The sequence below is a fragment of the Bradyrhizobium sp. SPXBL-02 genome (assembly GCF_051853065.1).
Classification (GTDB): domain Bacteria; phylum Pseudomonadota; class Alphaproteobacteria; order Rhizobiales; family Xanthobacteraceae; genus Bradyrhizobium.
The window spans coordinates 3,428,135-3,447,078 of sequence record NZ_CP182474.1; the positions used below are offsets into that span (position 1 = coordinate 3,428,135).

The 18,944-nt window shown below is 65.6% G+C and carries 22 protein-coding genes and 2 pseudogenes; 15 read left to right on the plus strand and 9 right to left on the minus strand.

The genetic code is table 11. The features are described from left to right. Nucleotides 1-293 precede the first annotated feature (293 nt). The 3 genes from ACNJYD_RS15785 to ACNJYD_RS15795 are packed head-to-tail and all read left to right on the plus strand — an operon-like array spanning nucleotide 294 to nucleotide 4,310. Complete coding sequence (locus ACNJYD_RS15785) at nucleotides 294-1,700, plus strand: DegQ family serine endoprotease (RefSeq protein ID WP_439366854.1); 1,407 nt, start codon at nucleotides 294-296, stop codon at nucleotides 1,698-1,700. After that, on the plus strand, nucleotides 1,697-3,034 hold the full coding sequence (locus ACNJYD_RS15790) for a replication-associated recombination protein A (RefSeq protein WP_172783212.1): 1,338 nt from the start codon (nucleotides 1,697-1,699) through the stop codon (nucleotides 3,032-3,034). The genes ACNJYD_RS15785 and ACNJYD_RS15790 overlap by 4 nt, the downstream gene beginning before the upstream one ends. A 52-nt stretch (nucleotides 3,035-3,086) precedes the next feature. Next, on the plus strand, nucleotides 3,087-4,310 hold the full coding sequence (locus ACNJYD_RS15795; protein WP_439366855.1) for an RluA family pseudouridine synthase: 1,224 nt from the start codon (nucleotides 3,087-3,089) through the stop codon (nucleotides 4,308-4,310). 167 nt (nucleotides 4,311-4,477) lie between these two features. On the opposite strand, the gene ACNJYD_RS15800 is transcribed toward ACNJYD_RS15795, so the two are convergent. Continuing rightward, a complete protein-coding gene (locus tag ACNJYD_RS15800) occupies nucleotides 4,478-4,924 on the minus strand; it encodes a hypothetical protein (protein WP_212254957.1) in 447 nt (148 codons plus the stop codon). Nucleotides 4,925-4,999: 75 nt separating this feature from the next. Here ACNJYD_RS15800 and ACNJYD_RS15805 point away from each other — a divergent pair, with 75 nt between their 5' ends. The 4 genes from ACNJYD_RS15805 (at nucleotide 5,000) to blaOXA (ending at nucleotide 8,638) form a co-directional block, all read left to right on the plus strand. Then, complete coding sequence (locus ACNJYD_RS15805) at nucleotides 5,000-5,794, plus strand: ATP12 family chaperone protein (protein WP_439366856.1); 795 nt, start codon at nucleotides 5,000-5,002, stop codon at nucleotides 5,792-5,794. A 56-nt stretch (nucleotides 5,795-5,850) separates the two neighbouring features. Further along, nucleotides 5,851-7,485 carry a flagellar hook-length control protein FliK gene (gene fliK / locus ACNJYD_RS15810; RefSeq protein ID WP_439366857.1) on the plus strand — a complete coding sequence of 545 codons (1,635 nt, stop codon included), beginning with the start codon at nucleotides 5,851-5,853 and terminating at the stop codon, nucleotides 7,483-7,485. Continuing rightward, a complete protein-coding gene (locus ACNJYD_RS15815) occupies nucleotides 7,482-7,745 on the plus strand; it encodes an EscU/YscU/HrcU family type III secretion system export apparatus switch protein (protein ID WP_025036968.1) in 264 nt (87 codons plus the stop codon). The genes fliK and ACNJYD_RS15815 overlap by 4 nt, the downstream gene beginning before the upstream one ends. Nucleotides 7,746-7,819: 74 nt before the next feature. Beyond that, nucleotides 7,820-8,638: a class D beta-lactamase gene (gene blaOXA, locus ACNJYD_RS15820; protein WP_439366858.1), complete on the plus strand. Its 819-nt coding sequence runs from the start codon at nucleotides 7,820-7,822 to the stop codon at nucleotides 8,636-8,638. A gap of 11 nt (nucleotides 8,639-8,649) precedes the next feature. Here the strand turns inward: blaOXA and ACNJYD_RS15825 are convergent, their stop codons facing one another. The 3 genes from ACNJYD_RS15825 to ACNJYD_RS15835 form a co-directional block, all read right to left on the minus strand. Then, complete coding sequence (locus ACNJYD_RS15825) at nucleotides 8,650-9,069, minus strand: hypothetical protein (protein WP_172783218.1); 420 nt, start codon at nucleotides 9,067-9,069, stop codon at nucleotides 8,650-8,652. 280 nt (nucleotides 9,070-9,349) lie between these two features. After that, the gene (locus tag ACNJYD_RS15830) at nucleotides 9,350-9,940 is read right to left on the minus strand and encodes a hypothetical protein (RefSeq protein ID WP_439366859.1); all 591 of its coding nucleotides are present in this window, start codon (nucleotides 9,938-9,940) and stop codon (nucleotides 9,350-9,352) included. A 147-nt stretch (nucleotides 9,941-10,087) separates the two neighbouring features. Continuing rightward, nucleotides 10,088-10,492 (minus strand): DUF4260 domain-containing protein, encoded by a 405-nt coding sequence (locus tag ACNJYD_RS15835; RefSeq protein ID WP_439366860.1) that lies wholly within the window; start codon nucleotides 10,490-10,492, stop codon nucleotides 10,088-10,090. A 140-nt stretch (nucleotides 10,493-10,632) separates the two neighbouring features. Between ACNJYD_RS15835 and ACNJYD_RS15840 the strand changes: the two genes are divergently transcribed. Continuing rightward, nucleotides 10,633-12,165 (plus strand): acyl-CoA carboxylase subunit beta, encoded by a 1,533-nt coding sequence (locus tag ACNJYD_RS15840; RefSeq protein WP_172783220.1) that lies wholly within the window; start codon nucleotides 10,633-10,635, stop codon nucleotides 12,163-12,165. Nucleotides 12,166-12,267: 102 nt separating this feature from the next. Next, on the plus strand, nucleotides 12,268-12,615 hold the full coding sequence (locus ACNJYD_RS15845; protein ID WP_439366861.1) for a hypothetical protein: 348 nt from the start codon (nucleotides 12,268-12,270) through the stop codon (nucleotides 12,613-12,615). Between the two features lie 111 nt (nucleotides 12,616-12,726). Here ACNJYD_RS15845 and ACNJYD_RS15850 read toward each other — a convergent pair whose 3' ends face one another. Continuing rightward, nucleotides 12,727-12,879 carry a hypothetical protein gene (locus ACNJYD_RS15850; protein WP_172783222.1) on the minus strand — a complete coding sequence of 51 codons (153 nt, stop codon included), beginning with the start codon at nucleotides 12,877-12,879 and terminating at the stop codon, nucleotides 12,727-12,729. 75 nt (nucleotides 12,880-12,954) lie between these two features. Further along, a complete protein-coding gene (locus tag ACNJYD_RS15855) occupies nucleotides 12,955-13,608 on the minus strand; it encodes a glutathione S-transferase family protein (RefSeq protein ID WP_439366862.1) in 654 nt (217 codons plus the stop codon). Nucleotides 13,609-13,736: 128 nt separating this feature from the next. Here ACNJYD_RS15855 and ACNJYD_RS15860 point away from each other — a divergent pair. Together ACNJYD_RS15860 and ACNJYD_RS15865 are read left to right on the plus strand one after the other, a co-directional pair. After that, nucleotides 13,737-14,051, plus strand: a pseudogene (locus ACNJYD_RS15860) (hypothetical protein). Nucleotides 14,052-14,165: 114 nt separating this feature from the next. Continuing rightward, nucleotides 14,166-14,452: pseudogene (locus ACNJYD_RS15865) on the plus strand (twin-arginine translocation (Tat)). A 157-nt stretch (nucleotides 14,453-14,609) separates the two neighbouring features. On the opposite strand, the gene ACNJYD_RS15870 reads toward ACNJYD_RS15865, so the two are convergent. Continuing rightward, entirely contained in the window at nucleotides 14,610-14,861 is a 252-nt protein-coding gene (locus ACNJYD_RS15870) for a GCG_CRPN prefix-to-repeats domain-containing protein (RefSeq protein ID WP_172783804.1), read from the minus strand. A gap of 223 nt (nucleotides 14,862-15,084) precedes the next feature. Beyond that, nucleotides 15,085-15,774, minus strand: a complete 690-nt coding sequence (locus ACNJYD_RS15875; RefSeq protein WP_172783225.1) for a winged helix-turn-helix domain-containing protein — start codon at nucleotides 15,772-15,774, stop codon at nucleotides 15,085-15,087. 209 nt (nucleotides 15,775-15,983) lie between these two features. Between ACNJYD_RS15875 and ACNJYD_RS15880 the strand changes: the two genes are divergently transcribed. Genes ACNJYD_RS15880 through ACNJYD_RS15890 form a run of 3 tightly spaced genes read left to right on the plus strand, consistent with a single transcriptional unit; the run spans nucleotide 15,984 to nucleotide 17,528 of the window. Next, nucleotides 15,984-16,292 carry an NIPSNAP family protein gene (locus tag ACNJYD_RS15880; protein WP_439366863.1) on the plus strand — a complete coding sequence of 103 codons (309 nt, stop codon included), beginning with the start codon at nucleotides 15,984-15,986 and terminating at the stop codon, nucleotides 16,290-16,292. 24 nt (nucleotides 16,293-16,316) lie between these two features. Continuing rightward, the gene (locus tag ACNJYD_RS15885) at nucleotides 16,317-16,676 is read left to right on the plus strand and encodes an antibiotic biosynthesis monooxygenase family protein (RefSeq protein ID WP_172783227.1); all 360 of its coding nucleotides are present in this window, start codon (nucleotides 16,317-16,319) and stop codon (nucleotides 16,674-16,676) included. Nucleotides 16,677-16,718: 42 nt separating this feature from the next. Continuing rightward, nucleotides 16,719-17,528 carry an isocitrate lyase/PEP mutase family protein gene (locus ACNJYD_RS15890; RefSeq protein WP_439366864.1) on the plus strand — a complete coding sequence of 270 codons (810 nt, stop codon included), beginning with the start codon at nucleotides 16,719-16,721 and terminating at the stop codon, nucleotides 17,526-17,528. Nucleotides 17,529-17,686: 158 nt separating this feature from the next. On the opposite strand, the gene ACNJYD_RS15895 is transcribed toward ACNJYD_RS15890, so the two are convergent. Next, entirely contained in the window at nucleotides 17,687-18,079 is a 393-nt protein-coding gene (locus ACNJYD_RS15895) for a hypothetical protein (RefSeq protein ID WP_172783229.1), read from the minus strand. Nucleotides 18,080-18,245: 166 nt separating this feature from the next. Here ACNJYD_RS15895 and ACNJYD_RS15900 point away from each other — a divergent pair, with 166 nt between their 5' ends. After that, nucleotides 18,246-18,890 carry a trimeric intracellular cation channel family protein gene (locus ACNJYD_RS15900; RefSeq protein ID WP_172783230.1) on the plus strand — a complete coding sequence of 215 codons (645 nt, stop codon included), beginning with the start codon at nucleotides 18,246-18,248 and terminating at the stop codon, nucleotides 18,888-18,890. Nucleotides 18,891-18,944: the final 54 nt, after the last annotated feature.

Below are 18,944 nucleotides of genomic sequence, written 5' to 3' on the forward strand. Positions count from 1 at the left end.
CTGTTTCCCCAAGTCGCGAACGGAGAGCCTAGGTGTGATCGATGACTGCCCCGCGACGCTGCGAACGATTGCGTGGGTTCCCACTGATGCAAATTCGCCGCAACCGAATCCGCCTCACACCACCATGCAAGATGATGCACATCATGCCAATCCGCCGCCCGGGTAAATTGCAGATTCGCACGGCACCCTTGCATGCCGGACACGCCGGAGAAGGGGGCGAATATTGCCCTCCGGCGCCCTTCTATTGGGGGGCGAACGCGCCTATATTCCGGCGTCTTTTCCAAGAGGTAGGAATGTTTCGAGCGACCTGGACTGCCGCCGTCACGGCGCTGTGCGTAGCCCTTTCGGCCACCTTCAATCCGACTGTTGCGCAGGACCGTCGGGTCCCGTCGTCGCCGGCCGAGCTGCGGATGTCCTATGCGCCGATCGTGCAGCGGGTGCAGCCGGCGGTCGTCAACGTCTATGCCGCAAAGGTCGTGCAGAACCGCAACCCGCTGCTGGATGATCCGATCTTCCGCCGCTTCTTCGGCGTGCCGGGCCAGCAGCCCGAGCAGATGCAGCGCTCGCTCGGCTCCGGCGTCATCGTCGATGCCTCCGGTCTCGTCGTCACCAACGTTCACGTCATCGAGGGCGCCGACCAGGTGAAGGTGTCGCTGTCGGACAAGCGCGAGTTCGAGGCCGAGATCCTGCTCAAGGATTCCCGGACCGATCTCGCCGTGCTGCGCCTGAAGGACAGCAGGGAGAAGTTCCCAACGCTCGACTTCACCAATTCCGATGAACTCCTGGTCGGCGACGTCGTGCTCGCGATCGGCAATCCCTTCGGCGTCGGCCAGACCGTGACCCACGGCATCATCTCGGCGCTGGCGCGCACGCAAGTCGGCATCACTGACTATCAGTTCTTCATTCAGACCGATGCGGCGATCAATCCCGGCAATTCCGGCGGCGCGCTGGTCGACATGAGCGGCAAGCTAGCCGGCATCAACACCGCGATCTATTCGCGCTCCGGCGGCTCGCAAGGAATCGGCTTTGCGATTCCCGCCAACATGGTGCGCGTCGTCGTCGCCTCCGCCAAGAGCGGCGGCAAGGCGGTGAAGCGTCCCTGGCTCGGTGCGAAATTGCAGGCGGTCACGCCGGAGATCGCCGAGAGCCTCGGCCTGCGCTCGCCGACCGGTGCGCTGGTCGCGAGCGTGGTGTCGAACGGTCCGGCGGCGAAAGCCGGCCTGAAATCCTCCGACCTCATCACCGGGATCGACGGCCAGACCGTGGATGATCCCAACGCCTTCGACTATCGCTTCGCAACACGTCCGCTCGGCGGCACCGCGCAGCTCGACGTGCAGCGCGGTGGCAAGTTGGTGAAGCTGACGGTGGCGCTGGAGACGGCGCCCGACACCGGGCGCAACGAGCTCGTCGTCACCGCGCGCTCGCCGTTCCAGGGCGCCAAGGTTTCGACCATCACGCCGGCCGTGGCCGATGAGCTGCGTCTGGATGCCGACACCGAAGGTGTCGTGATCACCGATATCGGCGGCGATACCGCGGCTGCGAGTGTCGGCTTCCAGAAAGGCGACATCATCCTCGCCGTGAACAACCAGAAGATCAGCAAGACCGGCGACCTCGAGAAGGCCGCGGGCGAGCGGCCGCGGATCTGGCGCATTACGCTGGTGCGCGGCGGCCAGCAGATCAACGTCACGCTGGGCGGATGAGTCCGAAGCGACCACAGGAGACGCCGACTCTCTTTGCCGCGGCGGGGCTCGATCACGATGCTCCGCATCCGCTGCCGGACCGGCTGCGCCCGCGCACGCTTTCCGAAGTCGTCGGCCAGGATCACATCCTCGGTCCGGACGGTGCGCTGACGCGCATGCTGGAGACGCGCACGCTGGGCTCGCTGGTGTTCTGGGGCCCGCCCGGCACCGGCAAGACCACGGTGGCGCGGCTCTTGGCTGACGCGACCGATCTGCATTTCGAGCAGATCTCGGCGGTGTTCTCCGGCGTCGCCGACCTCAAGAAGGCGTTCGACGCCGCGCGCGCCCGCCGCGAGATGGGCAAGGGCACGCTGCTGTTCGTCGATGAGGTGCATCGCTTCAACCGCGCGCAGCAGGACTCCTTTCTACCCGTGATGGAAGACGGCACGGTGGTGATGGTCGGCGCCACCACCGAAAACCCGTCCTTCGAGCTCAACGCGGCGCTTTTGTCCCGCGCGCGCGTGCTGGTATTCCGCTCGCTCGATGCGGCCGCGATCGAAAAGCTGTTCGCGCATGCTGAAGCCGTCGAGGGCAGGAAGCTGCCGCTCGATGCGGAGGCGCGCGCGGTGCTGGTCCGCATGGCCGACGGCGATGGCCGTGCGTCGTTGACGCTCGCCGAAGAGGTCTGGCGTTCGGCGCGTGCGGACGAGATCTTCAATGCCGCGCAGCTGCAGGAGATCCTGCAGCGCCGCGCGCCGATCTACGACAAATCGGCCGACGGCCACTACAATCTGATCTCGGCGCTGCATAAATCGGTGCGCGGCTCCGATCCCGATGCGGCGCTGTATTACCTCGCGCGCATGCTGGACGCCGGCGAGGACCCGCTGTTCCTGGCCCGCCGCGTCGTGCGCATGGCGGTGGAGGACATCGGCCTTGCCGATCCGCAGGCGCTCGTCATCGCCAACGCGGCGAAAGACGCCTTCGACTTCCTCGGCCATCCCGAGGGCGAGCTCGCCATCGCGCAGGCCGTGGTCTATCTCGCCACCGCGCCGAAATCGAACGCGGTCTACACCGCCTTCGGCACCGCGATGCAGGTCGCCAAGCAGGCCGGCTCGCTGCTGCCGCCAAAACACATCCTCAATTCCCCGACCAAGCTGATGAAGTCGGAAGGGTACGGCTCCGGCTACGAATACGACCACGACGCGCCGGACGCCTTCTCCGGCCAGGACTATTTCCCGGAGGCCCTGGGTCGCCAGACCTTCTACGACCCGCCCGAGCGCGGCTTCGAGCGCGAGATTCGGAAGCGGCTGGATTATTGGGCCAAGCTGCGCAAGGAGCGGGGCGGCTCGCCCTAGAAGCGGCCATTTCGTCGTGACGACAGGCGGCTTTTAGGGTACGCAGGCAATCATGAGCCGCCGCATCAAGAGAATGAACCCAAAGCCGCGTTCGCGTGACGAGCGCGACGATTCGCGCCCGCATCAGGCGCGTAGCGCGAAGAAGGCCGGGCCGCGTGCGGGTGGCAAGCCCGGCGGCAAGCCGGGTGCAAAGCCGCGCTTTGTGGGCGAGCGCGCCGAGCGGCGTCCACCCAAAGCGGTCCAGGAGAGGCCTGCGCCTGAGAAGTCCGTCGAGGCGCTGCTGCCGACCAAGGTGCAGACCGTCACGGTCACGGCCGACGAGAACAACATGCGCGTTGACCGCTTCCTGGAGGCGCGCTTTCCCGGCCTGTCGTTCTCCCACATCCAGCGCGTCGTGCGCAAAGGCGAGCTGCGCGTCGACGGCAAGCGCGTCGACAGCAAGGACCGGCTGGAGGAGGGGCAGAGCGTCCGCATTCCGCCGCTGAAGCTCGATGCGCCGAAGGCGGCAGGCCCGCTCTCGGAGGCTGCGCAGAAGACGCTCAAGGCGCTGAAGGAGATGACGATCTGGGAAGACGACGACGTCCTCGTCCTGAACAAGCCGGCCGGCCTTGCCGTGCAGGGCGGCTCGGGCATGACGCGCCACATCGACCAGATGCTGGAGGTGATGCGCGATGCCAAGGGCCAGAAGCCGCGTCTCGTCCACCGTATCGATCGCGAGACGTCGGGCTGTCTCCTGATCGCCAAGACACGCTTTGCCGCCTCGCATCTGACCGGCGCGTTCCGCTCGCGCTCGGCGCGCAAGGTCTATTGGGCCCTGGTGCCGGGCCTGCCGAAGCCGAAGCAGGGCCGCATCTCGACCTTCCTCGCAAAGGAGGAGGGCGAGGACGACACCATCATGCGCATCGCCCAGCATGGCGATGAGGGCGCCAGTCACGCGGTGACGTACTACGCCGTGGTCGAGACCGCCGGCAACAAGCTGACCTGGGTGTCGCTGAAGCCAGTGACGGGCCGCACCCATCAGCTGCGCGCCCACATGGCCCATATCGGCCATCCCATCGTCGGCGATCCCAAATATTTCAACATCGAGAACTGGCAGCTGCCGGGCGGCCTGCAGAACCGGCTGCATCTGCTCGCACGCCGCATCGTCATCCCGCATCCGCGCGGCGGCGTGATCGACGCCACCGCGCCATTGCCACCGCACATGCAGCAGTCGTGGAACCTGCTCGGGCTCGACGCAACCAGATTTGATCCGATCGAGAACGCGCCAGAGGAGTAGGGCTGAGCTCCGCTGTTAGTCCCGTCATTGCGAGGAGCCCGCGACAAAATTGCGTAGCAATTTTGCGCTGGTGCGACGAAGCAATCCAGACTGCCTCCACGGAGAGATTCTGGATTGCTTCGCTACGCTCGCAATAACGGTGCGGAGACAGCAATGGTTGGCCACCCTCAATTCCGGAACTGCTCCAGAAACATCCGCAAGGAGTCATGCGGACTCTCGACATCTGTGATCAGCCAGCCCTCGGGCCCGTTGACCACGACAAAGTTCAGCGCCACCCGGCGACCGCGATTGTCGAAATTCGCGGCGACATATGTCTTGTCGTATTGCCTACGGACGACCGCGATCGTAACAGGGCCGATCTTCCAGCTCTGGCTCTGCACCAGGAAATCATAGGGCTCGACTCTCGGCGCGCTCCAGGCCTTGCGCAGTGGCGGATCGAAGAATTGGCGGGCGGTCACGGCATCCCGCGGCAAGCCTTTTGACAGCTCCGGCGCCCCTTCGCCGTAATGGGCATAGACGTTGCGGACCAGCGATTCCGGGGTGCGGAAGCCGGCCTCCGCCGCGGCCAGCCAAAATCCTGCCAACAGGGCCCCAATGCCCGCAACTTCCCTCATGCCCGCCGCTCGCTTTATCGGCCGCCGGTCTTATCTTAGAAGCCTAGCATCCAGCGACCGGAACCGAAAACCGACATGCGCGAATTGTTCGAAGAAGCAGCAAGCCAGCCCCCGCCGGATCCCCGGGACTCTGCGCGCGCCTCCGCGCGCGCGCCCCTGCGCAAGCGCTTCTACAAGGAGGCCGGCGTCGCCGATGCCGAGGGCCGCTTCGCCATCACTCTCGACGGCAAGCCGATCCGCACTCCGTCGGGTCGCCAGGTGGTGATCCCGACGCGCGCGCTTGCAGATCGCGTCGCCGCGGAATGGGCGGCCCAGGGTGAGACGATCGATCCCGTGACCATGCCGTTGACGCGGATCGCCAACAGCGTGGTCGAGGGCGTCGTCGATCGCGTCGAGCTCGTCAGCGACGACCTCGCCAAATATTTCGAGTCCGACTTGCTGTTCTATCGAGCCGGCCATCCCGAGGGACTGGTCGCCCGCGAGGCTGCGCATTGGGACCCCGTGCTGTTCTGGGCGGCGGAGACGCTGGGGGCGCATTTCATCCTGTCGGAGGGCGTGATGCACGTGAAGCAGCCGGACGAGGCTTTGAAGGCCGCACGGGCCGCGCTGCCCGGCGACCCCTGGTCGGTCGCTGCGCTCCACATGGTGACCACCCTGACCGGCTCGGCGCTGCTGGCGCTGGCGCTGGACCAGGGCGTGCGCGATGCCGACCAGGTCTGGGCCGCCGCCCATGTCGACGAGGACTGGAACGCGGAGCAATGGGGCGTGGACGAGGAGGCGGCCGCCCGCCGCGCCGCCCGCCTGAAGGATTTCCAGGCCGCCGTGACGGTTCTGGCGGCGGTGAAGTCGCCGTCCGTCCAAGGTCCTTAACGAGAGGTTTACGAGGCAGCGGTTACGGTAGTTGGCGCTCCCCTTGGGCTGCCGAGATGCCGACGCCGGTCACTTCCATTGCTCCCGTCAACGCTGCCAGCCGCCCGGCTGATGCGGCGACACCGGATCTCGTGCTTCAAGCGGGCAGTGTGGTTGATGCCAGGGTGGTCAGCGTGCTCGCCGACAATCTGGTGCGGATCGCGATCGCCAACCTGTCGATGGACGTGATGTCGGAGGTGGCGCTGACGCCGGGGCAGAACCTCCAGCTCGCGGTCTCGCAGAACAACGGCACCATTCGCCTCGCCGTCATGAGCGGGGCAGGCGAGGCGGCGGGCGATCAGGTTACGCTGACGCCGCGGGCGGCCGCGCTGGTGGACGGCCCGCCGCTGGCGCCGTCAGTGGCAACGGCACGGAACACCCTGACGCCGTCCGAGCAGGCCGCCGTCGCGACGGCCTCTGCCGAGGCCGCGACCAAACAGGGGAGCCAGGCGCCGCTGTTCGCCAACCTGGCCTCCGTCGTGACAGGCAGCAACCTGCCCGCAGGGCTGAAGCAGGCGGTGCTCGACGTGCTTGCGCAACAGACGCCGCTCAACCAGGCCCTCGACGGCGGCGATATCGAATCTGCCTTCCAGAAGTCCGGGCTGTTTTTCGAGGCGTCATTGGCGGCAGGCACAACGCCGTCCTCCGGCGTGATCCCGGACTTGAAGGCCGCACTGCTGGTGTTGCGCCAGACGCTGGCGTCGACCTCCGGCGCGATCGAGACGGGAGTGCCGCAGGCAACTCCGCAAGGTGTGTCGCTGCCGGCGAGTGCTGCGGCCACGACGCAGACCGCAGCCTCCGCGGCTGGGCTGGCGGGCGGGACGGCACAAGCGGCGTCGCCGTCACCGGATGCGGACGTCGCCCAACCGGCGCAATTGTCGCGCGGTGCGCTTGCTGCCGCCGTGCTGGCCGAGGTGACGGGCAACAATCCGCAAGCCGCGGTGCCGCGAACCATGTCCGCCGGCCTTGCCGCGAGCCTGCTGCAAGAGCTCACGCAAAACCTGCCGCGCCTGACCGGCAACGTACCGGGCTCCAACAAGGCGTTGCCGGATGCCCATGTCTTCGAGGCTGCCGCACAGCCGACACCTCCGCCAGTCCGCGGTGCGCTGCCGGCGCCGCAGTCCATCGCCGCGCCGTCGCTTGCGCCGGACACGCCGCTGGCTGCGACCGTGCATCGTCTGCTCGATGACACCGATGCCGCGATCGCCCGGCAGACGTTGTTGCAAATTGCTTCGCTCCCCGATCGCACCGACGCCAGCGGCCACCGCACCGATCCGGCCGTGCCGCAGTGGAATTTCGAGATTCCGTTCGCGACTCCGCAAGGCACCGCGATGGCGCAGTTCGAGATCTCGCGCGATGGCGGCAACGAGGCCGCCGATCCCGCCACGCGCGCCTGGCGCGCGCGCTTCTCGCTCAATGTCGAGCCGGCCGGACCCGTGCATGCGCTGATCACGCTGAACGGCGACAAGACCTTCGTACGGATGTGGGCGGAGCGGCCGGCGACGGCGCGGCAGCTCCGCGCCGGCATCGGTGAGCTCAGCCAGGCCTTGACGAAGGCCGAGCTCAAGCCCGGTGATATCGTGGTCCGCGACGGCACGCCGCCGCCACCGGCGCCGGCCCGCGCCGGCCACTTCCTGGATCGCGCCACATGAGCGATCCGTCCAAGCTCGCGATCGCGCTGCATTACGAGAAGGGCTCCGGCGCGCCCGTCGTCGTCGCCAAGGGCAAGGGCACGATCGGCGAAAAGATCGTCGAGATCGCCAAGGCCCACGATATTCCGATCGAGGAGAACGAGGTTCTGGCCGGCGCGCTGTCGAAGGTCGAGCTCGGCGACGAGATCCCGCCGGATCTCTACAAGGCCGTCGCCGAGGTGCTGGTGTTCGTGCTGCGGCTGTCAGGCCGGGGGCGATAGAAACCATCTGTCATCGTTTCACCACGTCTCGGCTGCATGGTCGCGGCCACTTTCATCATTCGACGGACACTGCCTTGCTCACCCGCCGTTCCACCCTCGGCCTCCTCGCCGCAACCGCGATCCTGCCCCGACGCGCGCGCGCCCATGTCGCGCCACCGCGCAATGAAATCAGCGACACTCTTGCAAAGCGCTTCACCGAGCTCGGCACGTCAGGCACGTTCGTCGGCTACAAGGTCGAGGATTATCTGATCGTCGCCAGCGACAAGGAACGCTCGGGCGAGGGCAAGCTGCCGGCCTCGACCTTCAAGATTCCCAACTCGCTGATTGCGCTCGAGAGCGGTGTCGTCACTGATCCCGACAAGGACGTGTTTCCCTGGGACGGCGTCAAGCGCCCGATCGAGGCCTGGAACAAGGATCACACGCTGCGCAGCGCGATTCTCGTGAGCGCGGTGCCGGTCTATCAGGAGATCGCGCGCCGCATCGGCGAGGTGCGCATGCAGCAATACGTCGACGCGTTCGACTACGGCAATCGCGACATCGGCGGCGGCATCGACCAGTTCTGGCTCACCGGGGCCTTGCGCATCGATCCGGTCGAGCAAGTCGATTTCGTCGACCGGCTGCGCCGCCGTGCGCTGCCGATCTCAAAGCGCAGCCAGGACCTCGTCTGCGACATCCTGCCGGCGACCAAGGTCGGCAACAGCGTCATCCGCGCCAAGTCCGGCCTCCTGGGCGCCGAGCGCGGCGAGCCTTCGCTCGGCTGGATGGTCGGCTGGGCCGAGAAGGGCGAGGCGCATACCGTGTTCGCGCTCAACATGGATTGCAAGGAGCCGCGCCACATCGAGGCTCGCATGACGCTGACGCAAGCCTGCCTTTCCGAGATCGGCGCGATCTAGCGCGACCGTCGTCAAGCCGGCACCTGAACCTCGGTCGTCGCAATCAGACGCCAATCGGCGAGCGCGGCCAAGCGGTGGGGCTCGGCCTCACGTCGGTAGTCGGAGCTCAAGACGATGGCTCGAAAGGTCGCGAAGTCGGGGTAGCGGACCATTGCGGCGTCGTGCCAGGCTTCGCCTTGCGCCGCAACCAGCAGGGCTCCGACAGAGCCAAGCCAAGTCGGCGTGACCCCTAGCGGAATTGCGACCTTGCGAAATGCGGGGACATAGCGCGTGTAATAGGCTTCGCGCCCGCTGCAGGCCGGAAGCTCGGACTTGTCCCGGTACAAGGCCTCATCCCGATAGCGTAGAAGATTGAGCATGAAGATGGGTTGATCTCCGGGCAAGCTCGAGCCTGCGGTCACGAGTGATCCATTATCGATATCGACGAACATTGTTCTCTCCGGTCGTGAGTTCTTGCTGCGAGCTGATATCGCTTCGGACGCCCGGCCTTGTAGTGGTTTCGAAGTCACTGCTATGATGACGTCATGGCAACACCACGCAGCCATCAGCAACTCCGGCTGGCGCGTGCCGAATACGCCGATCCACGCCGTCCAGGTCAGCCGCAAACAGATGCCGACACGGATCCGCAGTCTCTTGCGGGTCCTCTCAGAGAGTGCATCGACATGGGATTATCGTGGCTAGACCGGGCCTGCTTCGGTCGCCGGGCGGCGTTCAGGCAGGGTCAGGCTTCGCCGTCAGCGCCTGGTCAATGGCGAAGCCGCCGATCTCGCTCATGGCCTGCGAGATTGGATCGCCGCGCCGGGCAAAGCCGCTCGAGAGATAATCGAACTGCGTCCGCGCCAGCCGCAGCGCCTCGATCGGCACCGAGACCGCTGTCTCGTTGAAACTGTCGACGGAGGCGCGCAGGCTGTCGAGCTCGCCGGTGATTTTGACGATATGGCTTTCCGCATGCTGCATCAGGCCGACAAGCTTGTTGCGCTCGGCATCGAAGGCGGCGCGCTCGGCTGCGGTCGCGGCGGTGAGCTCGGCGAGCTGCGCCCGCAGCGCCGCGATCTGGCCGACCATGGCGTCGGAAGCGAGTTCGGCGGACTCGCGCAGCTCGGCGTTGCGCGTGCTCTCTTCCTGTGCCTGATGATAGAGCCGCTCGGCCGACATCGCCCGCTGGCTCAGCGACTCGATCATGCTGGCTGCACGCAGCAGCATCTCGCCGTTCCGCCCCGACACCATGCCGGCCATGCGGCGCAGGAAGTCGATGGTTTCGGACGCTCGGTTCGGCGGCAGGGGGACGACCGTCGCGGACATCTCGGTGATGCCAGTTGGTGATGCTCGAGCTAAGGCGTAAAGAACCGCCGCCGTACACTGGGCTCACGCAACATTCGGCGCCTGATCGTTCCGGAGCAAGCCTGAATCGGTCGGCCCGGTCAACCTGCCGGGCTGCCAAATTTGAGGTCAGGAGTCCTTCTGCCGCCCGATCCGTCCCAAATGGGTGAAGCCGAACCCGGCGGAATATTTCAGGCCGTAGCCGAGCGCCCGGTCGAGGCCGATATGGGCAAGCCAGATCAAGGCGATGGAAAGGGTGAGGGGCGAGGCGAGGCCGAAGCCCAGCGTCAGCAACGCCACCGGTGCCATGTAGCTGTGGGCGGCGTTGTAGATCATCGCGCCGAACCTGGCGTCGGACAGGTAGGCCAGGAAGCTCAGATCGGGCACGAAGAACAGCAGGGCAAACACCAGCCACGACCCGTCCCAGGCCGCATAGAGCGTCACCATCGCTGCAAACAGGGTCAGGCCCTCCAGCCGCAGCAGGATGTTGACGCCGCCAGTCGCGGCGCCCGTCTCGCCCCTTCCTTCCGTCACGCTCGCCTCCTCGGCAAAACTTTGTAATTCCTTGCGCTTTCCCGCTACGGCAAGCCAGCCCTGCGACGGCGAAAGCGGCTTTCCGGGTCGCAAAATGCCGTGTTAGAACCCGCCCATCACTTAAGAACTGGCGGGAGCAAATGAAACACATCCTGGACGCCCTTGAAGATCGTCGTGCCGGCGCAAAGCTCGGCGGCGGGGAGAAGCGCATCGAGGCGCAGCACGCCCGCGGCAAGCTGACGGCCCGCGAGCGCATCGAGCTGTTGCTCGACAAGGGGTCGTTCGAGGAGTTCGACATGTTCGTCGAGCACCGCTCCACCGAGTTCGGCATGGAGAAGACCAAGGTGCCGGGCGACGGCGTCGTCACGGGATGGGGCACCGTCAACGGCCGCAAGACCTTCGTCTTCGCCAAAGACTTTACGGTGTTCGGCGGCTCGCTGTCCGAGACCCATGCGCTCAAGATCACCAAGTTGCAGGACATGGCGATGAAGGCGAGGGCGCCCATCATCGGCCTCTATGACGCCGGCGGCGCCCGCATCCAGGAAGGCGTCGCCGCGCTCGCCGGCTATTCCTACGTGTTCCGCCGCAACGTGCTCGCCTCGGGCGTGATCCCGCAGATCTCCGTCATCATGGGCCCCTGCGCCGGCGGCGACGTCTATTCACCTGCGATGACCGACTTCATCTTCATGGTGAAGAACACCAGCTACATGTTCGTCACCGGCCCCGACGTGGTGAAGACCGTGACCAACGAGGTCGTCACCGCCGAGGAACTCGGCGGCGCCTCGGTGCATGCGACGCGATCCTCGATCGCCGACGGCGCCTTCGAGAACGACGTCGAGACGCTGTTGCAGATGCGGCGCCTGATCGACTTCCTGCCCTCCAACAACACCGACGGCGTGCCGGAATGGCCGAGCTTCGATGACATCGAGCGGGTCGACATGTCGCTCGACACGCTGATCCCCGACAATCCGAACAAGCCCTATGACATGAAGGAGCTGATCCTGAAGGTCGTGGACGAGGGCGACTTCTTCGAGATCGCGGAAGCCTTCGCCAAGAACATCGTCACCGGCTTTGGCCGCATTGCGGGGCGCACCGTCGGCTTCGTCGCCAACCAGCCGATGGTGCTGGCCGGCGTGCTCGACAGCGACGCCTCGCGCAAGGCGGCGCGCTTCGTCCGCTTCTGCGACGCCTTCAACATCCCGATCGTCACCTTCGTCGACGTGCCGGGCTTCCTGCCCGGCACCGCGCAGGAATATGGCGGCCTGATCAAGCACGGCGCCAAGCTCTTGTTCGCCTACTCGCAATGCACCGTGCCGCTCGTCACCATCATCACCCGCAAGGCCTATGGCGGCGCCTTCGACGTCATGGCCTCCAAGGAGATCGGCGCCGACATGAACTACGCCTGGCCGACCGCCCAGATCGCGGTGATGGGCGCCAAGGGCGCGGTCGAGATCATCTTCCGCAGCGACATCGGCGACCCCGACAAGATCGCAGCCCGCACCAAGGAATACGAAGACCGCTTCCTGTCCCCCTTCATCGCCGCCGAGCGCGGCTATATCGACGACGTCATCATGCCGCACTCAACCCGCAAGCGGATCGCGCGGGCGCTTTCGATGCTGAAGGACAAGAAAACGGAAATGCCGGCGAAGAAGCACGACAATTTGCCGTTGTGAGGGGAGGCGTAGGGCGGGTTAGCGAAGCGTAACCCGCCACTCATCCGAACCCGCGGATTACGGCTGCGCCTACTCCGCCCTACAATCGGTATCCTCAATCCAATGACCGAAGACGACCCGACCGACGAAATCTCCGAGATCGAAGATCGGATCGAGCGGCTCGCCGAGATCGCCGAGCGGTGCCGCAAGTACATCCTCGCCTCCAAGATCGCGATCGGGGGCGGGGCGGCGCTGCTGCTCGTGACGATCCTCGGTCTGTTCAGCTTCGGTCAGACTGCCGCGCTCGGATCGATCGCACTTGTGCTGGGCGGGATCGTCTCGCTCGGCTCGAACGTCTCGACGTTGCGACAGACGGACGAGGCCATCAGAGCTGCGGAGGCGCGGCGTTCAGCGTTGATCGGCAGCATTGATCTGAGGGTCGTCGCCGATGCTCCGCTGAAGCTGGTGTGACGCGCAGGGTGGATTAGCGACAGCGTAATCCACCAAGGTATGCGTCACCGGGATGGAGAACTGGCGGATTACGCTAGCGCTAATCCGCCCTACGTATCTCCCCGGTCCGCCTCACGCGGCGGTCTTGAGCGTCAGCTCCGACAATTCGGCGCGGCATTCGGCGGCGTAGGCCTGGAGCCGGTCGGCGGTCTGCCGGTCGAGGATGGCCTTGGCCAGCCGCTCGGCGCGCGCGATCTGTCGTTTGAGATATTCGATGCGGACCATGTGGCACCTGTCAAATTGCTTTCTTCCAATGGTGGCGACTGTACGCCGGGCACAGGATTGATTATGTGAGGCGCATCACGCCCCGCGCGCCTTGTCCCCCGCAGCAAAATGCGCCATCTGGTCGGCGTGCGCCTTGGCGAACGCCGGGCGGGCCGTGGCGCGCGCGGCATAGGCGCGGCAGGCAGGACTGTCCGCAAGCCCGTCGAACTTGTCGACCACGCGCAGTACGTCCGCCATCAGGATGTCGGCGACGGAGAAGGATCCGGCCAGCCATTGGCGGGGGCCGAGCACCGGCTCGAGACGCCTGAGCCGGAGCTTGAGGAAGTCGTCGACGAATTTCCACGCCGCCGTGTCGGTCGGATGTCCCATGAACTTTGACATCGTCCAGGGCAGGCTGGCCATCTCCACCGAATTGAGCGCCGCGAACACCCATTTCGTCGCTTCAGTGCGGCCGCGCGGATCTGTCGGCATCAGCTTGTCGCTGCGCTCGCCGAGATGCAGCAGGATCGCGCCGCTCTCGAAGATCGAGATGTCGCCGTCGGTCAGCCACGGCACCTGGCCGAACGGCTGGTGTGCGAGGTGCGCAGGCCCGCGATCGTCGAATGGGGTACTGGCGACGCGATAGGGCAGGGCGGCCTCTTCGAGGGCCCAGCGCACGCGCAAGTCGCGCACGAGGCCACGCGGCGGCTCGGGAACCCAATTGAAGGTGATCAGGGTGAGGTCGGCCATTTGCTGTCTCCGTCCTGGTTCGACGCATAGGACGAGCGAAGGGCGTCCGTTCCGACACCAAGGCCAACCTTTTTGTCGCCGGCGGCGGAAAGCGGTTAGTTTTGCGGCAAACAAAGGGAGGAAACCCGATGCCAGCAGCCTTCTTCGTCGTTCGCGCCGTCATTCCCGACGCCAGCAAGCGCGCTGCTTTCGACTGATGGTACGAGTCGGAACATTTGCCCGACGCGGTGAAGGCCTTCGGCGTGAGCAAAGCCTGGCGGTTCTGGAGTCTCGACGATCCCTCGCTGCACCAGGCGATGTATCAGTTCGAGGACGAGGCCAAGCTGAATGCGATGCTGAACGGTGACGCGCTGCAAAAGCTCGTCGCCGATTTCAACCGCGACTGGCCCGACGTGAAGCGCTCGCGTGAGACGCTGCTGCTGGCGCAGGAGTTTTCTCAATAGGGCGCACCGAATGTCCGCTCGCAACGAATTCTGAACACGCGATTCAGCCTTGGTTCATGTCGTGGCCGCGACACTTCCTCTGCATCACTTGCCAGGTAGCCTAGAGGAATTGCCATGGAGCGCCGGAACTTTTTGAAACTTGCCTTGGGATTGACGGCGGGCGCCGCCGCCTTCGCCGCGACTGCCGCGCAGGCCGCGCCGCTGTCACCGCAGCCGCTCGCTGATCCCGCCCGTACGCCGCAAGGCAATCCCGACGCTCATCCTGCGTTACCACCAGCGAGGAAGCCGCCAAGCTGACGCCTGAGCAGGTTCATTGGCGTGGGCGCGGCCGCCACTGGGGCTGGCGCCGCCGCCATTGGCGCCGGCATTACCGGCGCTGGCACCGCCGCCATTACTGGTAAGCTCGCGGCCATTCTCGGACGCGACGGGGATCGCCGCTGGCGGTCCCCGTTTCGATTTGGGAAGTGCTCCGGTTCCGCTGCGGACGAATCGTCAGCAACAAAAATTGGCCGCGCAGGCTTTCGCCGCGCGGCCATTTTGCAACGGAATGGAAGGAGATCAGAACGGGCGGCAGCGGCCGGCGTACCAGCGGAAACCGTAGGGGCATACGCGCGCACGAGGCACGACGACGACCGGCGCCGGGGCGACCACCACCGGGGCGGGGCGAACCACGACAGCGCCGCGCATCGGACGGCAGCCGCCATAGGGGCCGCGATACCAGCCCGGGCCGCAACCGCCGGCGGCGCTGGCCGCCTCGCTGAAACCGACGACCGCACTGGCGAGCATGACGGCGGCGAACAGGTATTTCATTTGATCTTCCTTCTTGTCCTTGGGGGCAGGCTTCGGGGAATAGCGCTTGCGGGCGCACAATGAATCAAGAGACACGATTCGACACGTTAAATCTGGGACGTGCCGAGACGTCGCGATCCAAACCTGCCAATCATGACCTGAATGCGGCATGAACGTTGGCAGCATTGGGTCTCGGACGACACGCTGCTGTCGCTAGCGGCCGCGAAGGTGACCGATGCCCGGATCACTTGCCGAACAACGCAGCGAACTGCTTCTCGCCGGTGCGGGTGAAATTCACGACGCGGCTGCCGGGCGTGGGATCGCGCGCCGCCCATTTCAGCTCGGCAAAGCGCTGCATCATGGCAGCCCCCAACGTGCCGGCGAGGTGGTGACGCCGTTCGCTCCAGTCGAGGCAGGCCTTGCAGACCGGGCGGCGCGGGTGGCTGAGCATGTCGGGCGAGATCTGCAGGTGCCTGGCGAGAAAGCGCTCGCCCTCGGCGGTCAGCTCAATCTCCTGCTTCCTCTGCCTGACCAGATGCCGCTCGCGCAAGGAGTCCAGCATCTGCACGCCGAGATCGCCGGCGAGATGGTCGTAGCAGATCCGCGCGCGCCGCAGCGCAGGATCCTTCGGCCCGGTGCGCACGCGCATATGGCCGGTGCGCGCCGCAAGCCCAGCCAGCCCCTCGAGCACGCCGGCGACGTCGTCGTCGGTGAGGCGGTAATAGCGATGGCGGCCCTGCTTCTCCGGCTCGATCAGGCCGCCGGCCTCGAGCTTCGACAGATGCGAGCTCGCGGTCTGCGGCGTGATGCCGGCCTCCTGCGCCAGCTCGCTCGCCGTGAGCGCGCGGCCGTTCATCAGCGCCGTGAGCATATTGGCGCGGGCGGGGTCGCCGACCAGCGAGGCGACCATGGCGATGTCGGGTCCTGATTTCATGCTTCGATGGTAACCGAAGCATTGCCGTCGGGCAAGGACGTAACCTCTCACCAAGTCGTCATTGCGAGGAGCGCGCCCGTAGGGTGGGCAAAGGAGCGCAGCGACGTGCCCACCAATCGTCGTGGCGGACAAAGGACGTGGGCACGCTTCGCTTTGCCCACCGTACGAGACCTGCGCTCGCAATGACGCCATGGAAACAGGAGCCCATCATGACCGTCACCGTCTTCATCCGCTACCAGCTCGATCCGTTCAAGCGCGCCCAGTTCGAGGAATATGCGAAGCGCTGGCTCACCATCATCCCGAAATGCGGCGGCGACCTGATCGGCTATTTCATGCCGCACGAGGGCACCAACAACATCGCGTTCGGGCTGATCAGCTTCGAGAGCCTGGCCGCCTATGAAGCCTATCGTGCGCGGCTGCGGCAGGACTCCGAGGGCATGGCCAACTTCCACTTCGCCGAGGAACACAGATTCATCCTCGCCGAAGAACGCACCTTCCTGCGCAAGGTGGTATTGTAAGTCCACCAACAGCAGGAGACGCCCATGATCGCCGTGATCTTCGAGGTCTGGCCCAAGCCGGAACACCGCCAGGACTATTTCGACCTCGCGGCCGATCTGAAGCCGCTGCTGCAGACCATCGACGGCTTCATCTCGGTCGAGCGTTTCGAGAGCCTGACCGAGAAGGGCAAGATCCTGTCGGTGTCGTTCTGGCGCGACGAGGCAGCAGTCGCCGCCTGGCGGAACACCATGGAGCACCGCCGCACCCAGGCCAAGGGCAGGGCGCAGATCTTCGCCGATTATCACCTGCGCATCGCCAGCGTGATCCGGGACTATGGCATGACCGACCGCGAGCAGGCCCCGAAGGACAGCCGCGCCGTGCACGACGCGCACTGGCGGAGTTGAGAACGCACGCCTATCTCTGCGCGGCCAACAAGGGAGAGAAACATGCACGTGACGACCGCTGACAAGCGCGCGACGTTCAGGAAGATGCACGAGAGCGGCTGCTTCATTTTGCCCAATCCGGTCGATGTCGGCAGTGCGAAAGCCTTGCAGCATCTCGGTTTCAAGGCGATTGCGTCGTCGAGCGCGGGCTTTGCCTGGACCATCGGCAAGGCCGACAACCGCGTCACCGTTGAGGACGTCTGTCAGCATCTGGCAGCATTGAGCTCGGCCGTCGACATCCCCGTGAACGCCGATTTCGAGGGCGGCTTTGCGGTCGAGCCCGACAAGGTCGCCGACAATGTCGAGCGCGGTGTGCGCACCGGCGTCGCCGGCCTGTCGATCGAGGATTCCACCGGCGACAAGGACAAGCCGCTCTACGACCGTGCGCTGGCCGTCGAGCGCATCAAGGCCTCGCGCAAGGCGATCGGCGACAGCGGCACGCTGCTGGTCGGCCGATGCGAGGCGTATCTCTGGGGCGTGACGGATCTCAAGCTCGTCATCGACCGGCTCACCGCCTATGCCGATGCCGGCGCCGACTGCCTCTATGCGCCGGGTCTGAAGAGCCGCGAGGACATCGCCGCAGTGGTGAAGGCTGTCGCACCAAAACCGTTCAATCTTCTGATCGGCGCGTCCGGCCTGTCGCTGCAGGAAGCCGAAGATCTCGGCGTGCGCCGCATCAGCGTCGGCGGCTCGCTGGCTCGCGCCGCCTGGGGCGGCTTCATGCGCGCGGCAAAGGAGATGGCGGAGAAGGGCACCTTCACCGAGCTCGGCGGCGGCTATCCCGGTGGCGAGCTCAACAAGATGTTCGGCTAGACATGATCCGGAAAAGTGTGAAGCGGTTTTCCGAATCGATCATGCTCAAACAAAGATCTAAAGCGCGATGACGATTCGTCCAAATCTCATCGCGCTTTAGCCAAACGAAAAGCGGCGGGATGTTGCATCCCGCCGCTCTCGCGCTTTACTGCGAGATGTTACTTCGCGCCGTCGGACGGAGCCGGCGTCGTCGGGGCCGGCCTGCTCGGCGCGGCACCGGTGGTCGTGCCCGGCTCAGTGTTGCTGCGTGGCGTCACGTCACGCATGCCGGGAGGTGCGGCCGGACTGGCCGGCGCGGTCTGCTGAGCGGTTCGCGATGCCGGCTCATTGCTCGCCTGGTTGCCGGTGGTCGTGTTGTTCAAGCCGTAGAACACCGCGCCCAGCACCAGGGCGACGGCCACCGCGAACAGTGCGATCTTGCCGCTGGAGGCGGGACCTTCCCCGAGCTCGGGATCGGCCTGCAGGTCGGCATCCCGGCGCGCCGCGCGAGTATACTCATCGTCGGCGAGGTTCGGGCGGTACGGATCGTTGGGAAAACGGTCGTCAGCCATCGATTGGATCTCCTCGGGTTATGACCCCCGGACAACCCACAGCTGCGAGATTCTGTTCCGCGCCACCTGATGCTTTCGTCGCATATTGCCCCCATCCGGGGAATCGGGAACCTGTTCTGTCTGACCCCGGGCCTTGAGTTCCATATCGGGGAGGAGGAACACGGCGATGTGGAGCCTGCCGCCGACGGATAGCGTGCTGCATTTCCTGTCCCTTGTGGCGGTGGCCGCGCAGGGCATGACGGCTGCGCTTGCCGCCGGACGCCGCAGCATGGATTGGCTGGGGGTCTGCTTCCTCGGCTGCATCACTGCGCTCGGCGGCGGCACGTTGCGCGATCTCTTCCTCGGACATTATCCGCTGGCCTGGGTGCAGAGCCCCATCTATCTCGCGCTCGCCGGCGGCGCCGCCTTCCTCACCATCCTGTTTGCGCGTCTCGTGCACCGGCTGAAGGTCGCCTTCATCGTGCTCGATGCCATCGGTCTCGTCGTCTTCACCATGGCCGGCTGCGACGTGGCCTGGCAGATGGATGCGACACTGCCCATCGTCATCGTCTCCGGCATGGTGACGGGCTGCGCCGGTGGCGTGCTGCGCGACGTGCTCTGCAACGACGTGCCGCTGCTGTTTCGCTCCGAGCTCTACGCCAGCGTCTCGGTGGTGACGGGATTGTTCTATGCCACCGCGTTTGGTCTCAAGCTCAATGCGGAGCTCTGGACCATCCTGACCTTCGTCCTCGGCATCAGCTTCCGCCTGCTTGCGGTGCGCTACAAATGGGAGATGCCGAAGTTTGTGTTCACGGGGGATGAGGAGCGATAGCTCCATCCACGCCGTCATTGCGAGCGCAGCGAAGCAATCCAGAGTCCCTCCGCG

What these genes read in the sequence shown, in the direction of transcription:
- ACNJYD_RS15890 (WP_439366864.1), top strand. Translation starts at nt 16,719, where the DNA reads ATGCACGTGACGACCGCTGACAAGCGCGCGACGTTCAGGAAGATGCAC.
- ACNJYD_RS15855 (WP_439366862.1), bottom strand. Translation starts at nt 13,608, where the DNA reads ATGGCCGACCTCACCCTGATCACCTTCAATTGGGTTCCCGAGCCGCCG.
- ACNJYD_RS15900 (WP_172783230.1), top strand. Translation starts at nt 18,246, where the DNA reads ATGTGGAGCCTGCCGCCGACGGATAGCGTGCTGCATTTCCTGTCCCTT.
- ACNJYD_RS15825 (WP_172783218.1), bottom strand. Translation starts at nt 9,069, where the DNA reads ATGTTCGTCGATATCGATAATGGATCACTCGTGACCGCAGGCTCGAGC.
- ACNJYD_RS15875 (WP_172783225.1), bottom strand. Translation starts at nt 15,774, where the DNA reads ATGAAATCAGGACCCGACATCGCCATGGTCGCCTCGCTGGTCGGCGAC.
- ACNJYD_RS15880 (WP_439366863.1), top strand. Translation starts at nt 15,984, where the DNA reads ATGACCGTCACCGTCTTCATCCGCTACCAGCTCGATCCGTTCAAGCGC.
- ACNJYD_RS15895 (WP_172783229.1), bottom strand. Translation starts at nt 18,079, where the DNA reads ATGGCTGACGACCGTTTTCCCAACGATCCGTACCGCCCGAACCTCGCC.
- fliK (WP_439366857.1), top strand. Translation starts at nt 5,851, where the DNA reads ATGCCGACGCCGGTCACTTCCATTGCTCCCGTCAACGCTGCCAGCCGC.
- ACNJYD_RS15870 (WP_172783804.1), bottom strand. Translation starts at nt 14,861, where the DNA reads ATGAAATACCTGTTCGCCGCCGTCATGCTCGCCAGTGCGGTCGTCGGT.
- ACNJYD_RS15795 (WP_439366855.1), top strand. Translation starts at nt 3,087, where the DNA reads ATGAGCCGCCGCATCAAGAGAATGAACCCAAAGCCGCGTTCGCGTGAC.
- ACNJYD_RS15790 (WP_172783212.1), top strand. Translation starts at nt 1,697, where the DNA reads ATGAGTCCGAAGCGACCACAGGAGACGCCGACTCTCTTTGCCGCGGCG.
- ACNJYD_RS15785 (WP_439366854.1), top strand. Translation starts at nt 294, where the DNA reads ATGTTTCGAGCGACCTGGACTGCCGCCGTCACGGCGCTGTGCGTAGCC.
- ACNJYD_RS15840 (WP_172783220.1), top strand. Translation starts at nt 10,633, where the DNA reads ATGAAACACATCCTGGACGCCCTTGAAGATCGTCGTGCCGGCGCAAAG.
- ACNJYD_RS15850 (WP_172783222.1), bottom strand. Translation starts at nt 12,879, where the DNA reads ATGGTCCGCATCGAATATCTCAAACGACAGATCGCGCGCGCCGAGCGG.
- ACNJYD_RS15805 (WP_439366856.1), top strand. Translation starts at nt 5,000, where the DNA reads ATGCGCGAATTGTTCGAAGAAGCAGCAAGCCAGCCCCCGCCGGATCCC.
- ACNJYD_RS15800 (WP_212254957.1), bottom strand. Translation starts at nt 4,924, where the DNA reads ATGAGGGAAGTTGCGGGCATTGGGGCCCTGTTGGCAGGATTTTGGCTG.
- ACNJYD_RS15830 (WP_439366859.1), bottom strand. Translation starts at nt 9,940, where the DNA reads ATGTCCGCGACGGTCGTCCCCCTGCCGCCGAACCGAGCGTCCGAAACC.
- ACNJYD_RS15815 (WP_025036968.1), top strand. Translation starts at nt 7,482, where the DNA reads ATGAGCGATCCGTCCAAGCTCGCGATCGCGCTGCATTACGAGAAGGGC.
- ACNJYD_RS15885 (WP_172783227.1), top strand. Translation starts at nt 16,317, where the DNA reads ATGATCGCCGTGATCTTCGAGGTCTGGCCCAAGCCGGAACACCGCCAG.
- ACNJYD_RS15845 (WP_439366861.1), top strand. Translation starts at nt 12,268, where the DNA reads ATGACCGAAGACGACCCGACCGACGAAATCTCCGAGATCGAAGATCGG.